Source organism: Wolbachia endosymbiont of Tuta absoluta (assembly GCF_059414725.1).
Window position 1 is genome coordinate 1 of sequence record NZ_JBNRJY010000581.1, and the last position, 5,706, is coordinate 5,706.

Sequence of the window (5,706 nt, forward strand, 5' to 3'; positions counted from 1 at the left end):
CGCTTTTTCACCATCTTTAAACACATAATTTATATCAAAGCCAGACTTTTCCCACTCTTCATATTCCTTTGAATATCTTTTCAGCTCATTTTGTATTTTTTCAATTACGTTATCTTTGCTTAAATCTTTGTCAACATTAACTAAACTCAATAATTCGTGCCAATTTGAAATTTCCATTGCTATAACCTTACCTTTAATTTTCAATAATGTATTTAATTATATGATAAGAAGTCAATTTAAATAAATTACACATACATGGAACTTATCAGATAAATATATAATATGAACTAGATTCCAGCGGGCTTTGTTGCATCACTATCTATGAAAGGCTAACTATACAAGCAGCTTATTGAAAATCTTATTTTTTGCAATCTATCTGATTAAATTTAAGAATAGTAATTTATTGTTTGTACTAGTAAATTTAATTCTACTTAAAATAGCTAAAGCATTGAAATTCTTGAATTCTAGCTAGATTAGTGAATGATAGTAAAACTTCTTTTACTTAAATTTAGATATTTACTGATTGTCCTTACTATAAATGCTAGAATAATAAGCTACTGATATTCTACATTTTATCTTTTATTCATCGTAGATAGCGATGCAACAAAGCCCAATAGCGTCAACTTAAGAAAAGATGTTAAGGAATAAAATACTGTAAAAAATAGGACCTTTGGTTTCTATTTTATTTCAATAAAGAAGATATCAGTAAAGCTTATCTATTAAGTGTCACATAGAGGAGTGCTATAAACGACTCAAAGTAGAAGCAGAATTAGAGAATTTTTCTGGGATAAATTTAGAAACAAGAATTTTGTGCAAACTTGGTCATGTGCAATACTTCATATGTGTAATGCACAAGAGCCTTGGAACCCAGATCAAATTGCTGAGTATCGTTTAAATTTTTCAGTTTTATTTGGTGTAATGAGACAGAAACTTTATCAGGTGCTTATTAGCACCAAAAAACTTTCAAGCCCTTTTTAAAATACGCACTAAAGTTAACGTGAAGATTGTATAGCCGCAATAAAGTAGATAAGCCTAAACGCCATAATGTCTTTAGGAGAGCTTGCTAATTCATTCTCTTAAGTTAACGCCATTGCCTGAACAGATACATAAAAAAGTAGTACTTGCAAGAAAGAGTTACTTAAGAAATTAATTAACTTTGCTATTTTCTCTAACATACCTAGAAGAAATAGATACATTATCTAATGCAGTCCTAATACTAGCATTGTTCTCATTAACAACTACAGCTAGCTCACAAGCATTCAAAGTATATCTACCATATGGAAACAGTACAGTACTTACTTCAGTAAATGCATCTTGTAGCATGCTACTATTTTTAGCTCGTATTAAAGTAGAATTGACACATTCATTATTACCTTTATATATAGCAAAGGCAAATGGTTTAATGACATACGTCACGCCTGGAAACTGCACAATATCTTTAGAAGTAAAGATATTTCGTAGTGTATCACTGTTTTGAACTCGTATTAAAATAGAATTGATACATTCGTTATTGCCTTTATATATAGCAAAGTTAAGTGGCGTTAAAGTACACGCTATAATACTTAAATACTGTACAATATTTCTAGAAGAAAGAATATCTTGTAATATACCATTTTCTTGGGCTGTTGTTAAAATAACATTAATATACCTTCCCTTATTATGATGTATGGCAAAGCCAAGCGATGTTAAGGTGTACATCAAACCATTTTGATAGTTTATAATATTTGGAGCAGTAAGAATATCTTGTAGTATACCATTGTTTTGAGCTTGTTCTAAATAGAATTAACACATTCATTATTGTCTCTATGTATAGCTAGGCTAAGTAGTGTTAAAGTGCGTTCCCCACCTCTTGGAAATTGTGTAGTATATCAAGTGATAAGAACTTTAGTAAATCATTTCCTGAAACTGCTTCCAAGATATCGCTGATGCTCCTTCCATTCCATATAGATCTTTTTAGCTAAAAATACAAATCTTTTTGTTTTCGTGTTAAATTTTGATGATTTAGCATATTCTTGTAACCTCGTTTTAAAGTCAGTGCAGTTTAATTATTCTATGTTAGTATACACCAATAGAAAAAATTTCATCATATGTTCTGGAAAAATTTTACACAGGTTAATGAGGAAATCGTAAGAGAGAGCCTAAAAAAGGTTATAGAGAAGAAAAGTGGTAAGAATGTTGGTGTAGTATCCTCAATTGTTATTAAGGGTAAAGATGTTGCTTTTGCTCTTGAAGTTACTGAGCCAAATGAAGAATTAAGAAAAAATTGTGAGCAAGCTGTTAAGGCGATACCGGGAGTAGGAAAGGTTACTGTAGTTGCTACTGGTCAAAAACAAGCTAGGCAACAAAAAGCTAAACTTCATATCGAAGGAGTGAAAAATATAATTGTCGTTGCTTCCGGTAAAGGAGGTGTGGGTAAGTCGACAGTTGCACTAAATCTAGCTCTTTCGTTAGCAGAATTAAAACATAAAGTTGCGCTAGTTGATGCAGATATATATGGTCCTTCGATTCCTAAAATGTTGGGCACTGAGAAATTAAAACCAGAAATACAGAGTGGTAAAGCAATGCCTATAGAGAAACATGGTCTCTATACTATTTCAATTGGCTATTTTATTGATAAGGACCGCGCAGTAATATGGCGTGGACCTATGATCACAAAAGCACTTTACAATTTGCTAATGGGAACAAGGTGGTCTGATATAGAATATTTAATCATTGATACACCGCCTGGCACTGGCGATGTACATTTAAGTCTGATGGAGAATTTTAGTTTAACTGGAGCAATAATAGTTTCAACTCCACAGGAGCTTGCTTTAATCGATGCACAAAAAATTTATGATATGTTCACAAAGCTCAGCGTGCCAATTATCGGCATTGTGGAAAATATGAGCTATTTTGTTCAAGATAATTCAAAAATACACATATTTGGAAAAGGTGGTGCAAAAAAAATGTCTGAAGAGCTGGGAGTCAAACTCTTGAGCAGAGTTCCTCTAGATCCGCAAATATGTAGTGCTTCTGATTGTGGAAATCCTTCAATACTAAGTGAGGATTTAGTAAGGATTTATGAAGGCATTGCTAAAGATGTTAGGTCTTTTGTATGCAGTCTATAAAGTTTTTTTAAACTACTTTTAAAATAGGTAGAATGTAATTTTAGGTGAATAAAATATTTCAAATGGCAGCAGCTACCTCGTATCTGAACAGACAATAGACTTCTTGGATAACTTAAGAAACAAGTAGTAGAAGCAATATTAGGGAAGGTATAAATTTTGAGCAGATAAGTAAACTTGATGAAGAGAAGCTTCGAAGACTAAGAGGAGTAAAAAGAAAAACATTGGAAAAATAATAGAAATTTTAATAGAGGAAGAGGCCAAGAAAAAGGCAAGAGGAGGAAAACCAAATATATTTATTAATAGCACTCGAATATTTGTGTAAATACCGTACATATTTCCATATAGTGCAAAGCTATGAAATAAGTGAAAGTTCTTGCTAACGGCTGAATAGAAGATGCATTGATAAAACATCCAGATTTCAGGAAGATAAAGAGCTATTAAAGTTAAATAGGAGTATGCAAAAGTTTTATAAAAAGGGAATGTTCAACTCCCCCATAGAAGATCAAAAAATATCCTTAGGTTATCCAAGAAGTCTATTGTTGGTAAACATAAAAGGCTATTTGCCTTTTTATCTAGTTTATGCAGGAGGTCTAATATTTATTGTTGAGTGTGATTTTAGGCATGTCTGCTAAAACGCAACTTTTAAATCGCCAAAATTTCTCCTTGCCTTTACTAATTCCGATTCTTGGAGTGCACACATAATCTGGTTTGAGGTGATATTCATAGAGACAAAATTCATGACTTATAGTAAGGTCTTGTTTATTATGTTCTTTTGTAATGTTTAATTTTTTGCACAGTATGCCTGGCCCGCCTAAATTTGCTTCAAGCGGTTCAGTGAGCTTTAATCCTCGTATTAACACTGCTGCTGGGAATCCTTCTGCTTCTGTTACAATATTTAGACAATAGTACATTCCATATATAAAATATACGTACGAAAACCCTGGCGTACCAAACATTACTGAGGTTCGATTAGTATAGCCTCTTGCTGCATGACAAGCTGGGTCATCCATTCCTATATACGCTTCAACTTCAGTTATTATTCCACTAAAATTAGAAAATTTCAGCATCTTGCCTAGCAGCTCCCCAGCTACGGTTAAAGTTGGCCGTTCATAGAAATTTCTTGGTAATATTGTGTTATTCATCATAGAAGTACAAGTTACTTACATTTGCAAGCAACTCATACTATTTTCGCTTTTCCTTATTTAGATAAGAGGATACCTACATCTCTGAGAAGTAGAAGTTGGTGTTGTTGTCACATTTGTTACATCTGTTGAAGGCTGCTGTAAAACCTTGACTGATTCAGAGCTCTTTTGTTGCAATTGCGGTACTAACGCTTCATATAAAGATTTTGGTTCACGTCTCTTACCTATTTTGACTTCTTTATTTGCACGCAACTGCTCTGCAGTAACACCGTTGCCTTCAAGGAGAGTTACACCATTATTACCATCAATGTTAACTTTAATTTTGCATTCTCTTCCATCAACATACCACTTTAAAGTCATTTCATATAACCCACTAATTATTTCATAAACTCTTTCCTCATTATCACTATCATTATTAATATAGCAACATGCCCCTCTCTTTTTTTCTTGATTAGGATGACAAAATGTAATTGTTCTTACACCATACTCTTTACATATACTACCGCCTAGAAGTTTAGCTATATCTACTCCTTCTTTATTGGCATGTAGCACAACTCTCACGGTGGGGTAAACAATATTACCTTCCCTTTTGCCTTCTTTTATCATTATGGACTCTATGGTATATACCTTCGATATCTCTGCCTTAATTTGGTCAGCAATCTTGCCTACAATCTCTTTACCATGATAGTGAGATTCTCCTTTCTTCGGAGAAAAAGGTTCTTTGTTTGTAGTATTAGTGTCTGGATCATTCTGTAACTTAAAGAATTTATCCAATTCTTCATCACTGTCTAATTTAATATATTCACGCTTGTTCTTGCCTGATACTGCATTCTGAATACTAGACGATCCTTCTGTTACAGTTGTACCAGAGCTATTGCCTTTACCTTTTAGAAGAACAAGATGCTCTTCTGACCTTTCTTCCTTACTCAACTTTGAAGCTGCATCACCAAAAGAAGGTTTCTCTACTATATGCATGTAAGAACTTTTAACTCTACTCTCATTATCAGGTACTGTAGTAGCCCACAAAAGCTTTTTAATATAATCTAACATATGCTACCTCTTACCATTAACTAAATATCAGTATGTAAACTTTGCTATAGCTAATCAATAACTAAATTTACTCCAAATAAAATGAGCTGATAAAAAGGTATAAATTGAGATTAGGTAAAGCTTTTGGTATAATATCTAGTTAATTTTGAATAGGCAGGTGATCTCATCTACAAAGACGTTTTTTATCTCATTTATTTTTGGGTTTATTCTCTTTCCCTATTTTATAAAACTTCTAAAAAAGATAAGTAAAGATGGACAACCAATCAGATCATATGGACCAGAAAGTCATTTAATAACAAAAAAGAATATACCACCTATGGGTGGAATAATAATACTAACTTCTGCTTTATTACCAATCCTGCTTTGGACTCAATTAACACCAGAAATTTCATTGCTGGTATTTATAA

The 5,706-nt window shown here is 32.7% G+C and carries 4 protein-coding genes and 3 pseudogenes; 3 read left to right on the plus strand and 4 right to left on the minus strand.

Features of this window, described 5'->3' with window-relative positions:
• A pseudogene (locus tag ACJ5GX_RS06415) lies at positions 1-204 on the minus strand (ankyrin repeat domain-containing protein); the annotation flags it as partial.
• 482 nt (positions 205-686) lie between these two features.
• Here ACJ5GX_RS06415 and ACJ5GX_RS06420 point away from each other — a divergent pair.
• Positions 687-1,067, plus strand: a pseudogene (locus ACJ5GX_RS06420) (IS4-like element ISWosp8 family transposase); the annotation flags it as partial.
• Positions 1,068-1,146: 79 nt separating this feature from the next.
• Here ACJ5GX_RS06420 and ACJ5GX_RS06425 read toward each other — a convergent pair.
• Entirely contained in the window at positions 1,147-1,698 is a 552-nt protein-coding gene (locus ACJ5GX_RS06425; protein WP_052264676.1) for a WD_0033/WD_0034 family tandem repeat-containing protein, read from the minus strand.
• 389 nt (positions 1,699-2,087) lie between these two features.
• Here ACJ5GX_RS06425 and ACJ5GX_RS06430 point away from each other — a divergent pair, with 389 nt between their 5' ends.
• Positions 2,088-3,107, plus strand: a complete 1,020-nt coding sequence (locus ACJ5GX_RS06430; RefSeq protein ID WP_019236868.1) for an Mrp/NBP35 family ATP-binding protein — start codon at positions 2,088-2,090, stop codon at positions 3,105-3,107.
• Positions 3,108-3,697: 590 nt separating this feature from the next.
• On the opposite strand, the gene ACJ5GX_RS06435 is transcribed toward ACJ5GX_RS06430, so the two are convergent.
• On the minus strand, positions 3,698-4,249 hold the full coding sequence (locus tag ACJ5GX_RS06435) for a DNA-3-methyladenine glycosylase (RefSeq protein WP_012481934.1): 552 nt from the start codon (positions 4,247-4,249) through the stop codon (positions 3,698-3,700).
• Between the two features lie 60 nt (positions 4,250-4,309).
• Positions 4,310-5,299, minus strand: coding sequence for a hypothetical protein (locus tag ACJ5GX_RS06440; RefSeq protein ID WP_052264677.1), 990 nt, complete (start codon positions 5,297-5,299; stop codon positions 4,310-4,312).
• 157 nt (positions 5,300-5,456) lie between these two features.
• Between ACJ5GX_RS06440 and ACJ5GX_RS06445 the strand changes: the two are divergent.
• A pseudogene (locus ACJ5GX_RS06445) lies at positions 5,457-5,706 on the plus strand (phospho-N-acetylmuramoyl-pentapeptide-transferase); the annotation flags it as partial.

Excerpts from the sequence above, each read along its gene's own strand:
- ACJ5GX_RS06440 (WP_052264677.1), bottom strand. The coding sequence starts at position 5,299 with ATGTTAGATTATATTAAAAAGCTTTTGTGGGCTACTACAGTACCTGAT.
- ACJ5GX_RS06430 (WP_019236868.1), top strand. The coding sequence starts at position 2,088 with ATGTTCTGGAAAAATTTTACACAGGTTAATGAGGAAATCGTAAGAGAG.
- ACJ5GX_RS06435 (WP_012481934.1), bottom strand. The coding sequence starts at position 4,249 with ATGAATAACACAATATTACCAAGAAATTTCTATGAACGGCCAACTTTA.
- ACJ5GX_RS06425 (WP_052264676.1), bottom strand. The coding sequence starts at position 1,698 with ATGTACACCTTAACATCGCTTGGCTTTGCCATACATCATAATAAGGGA.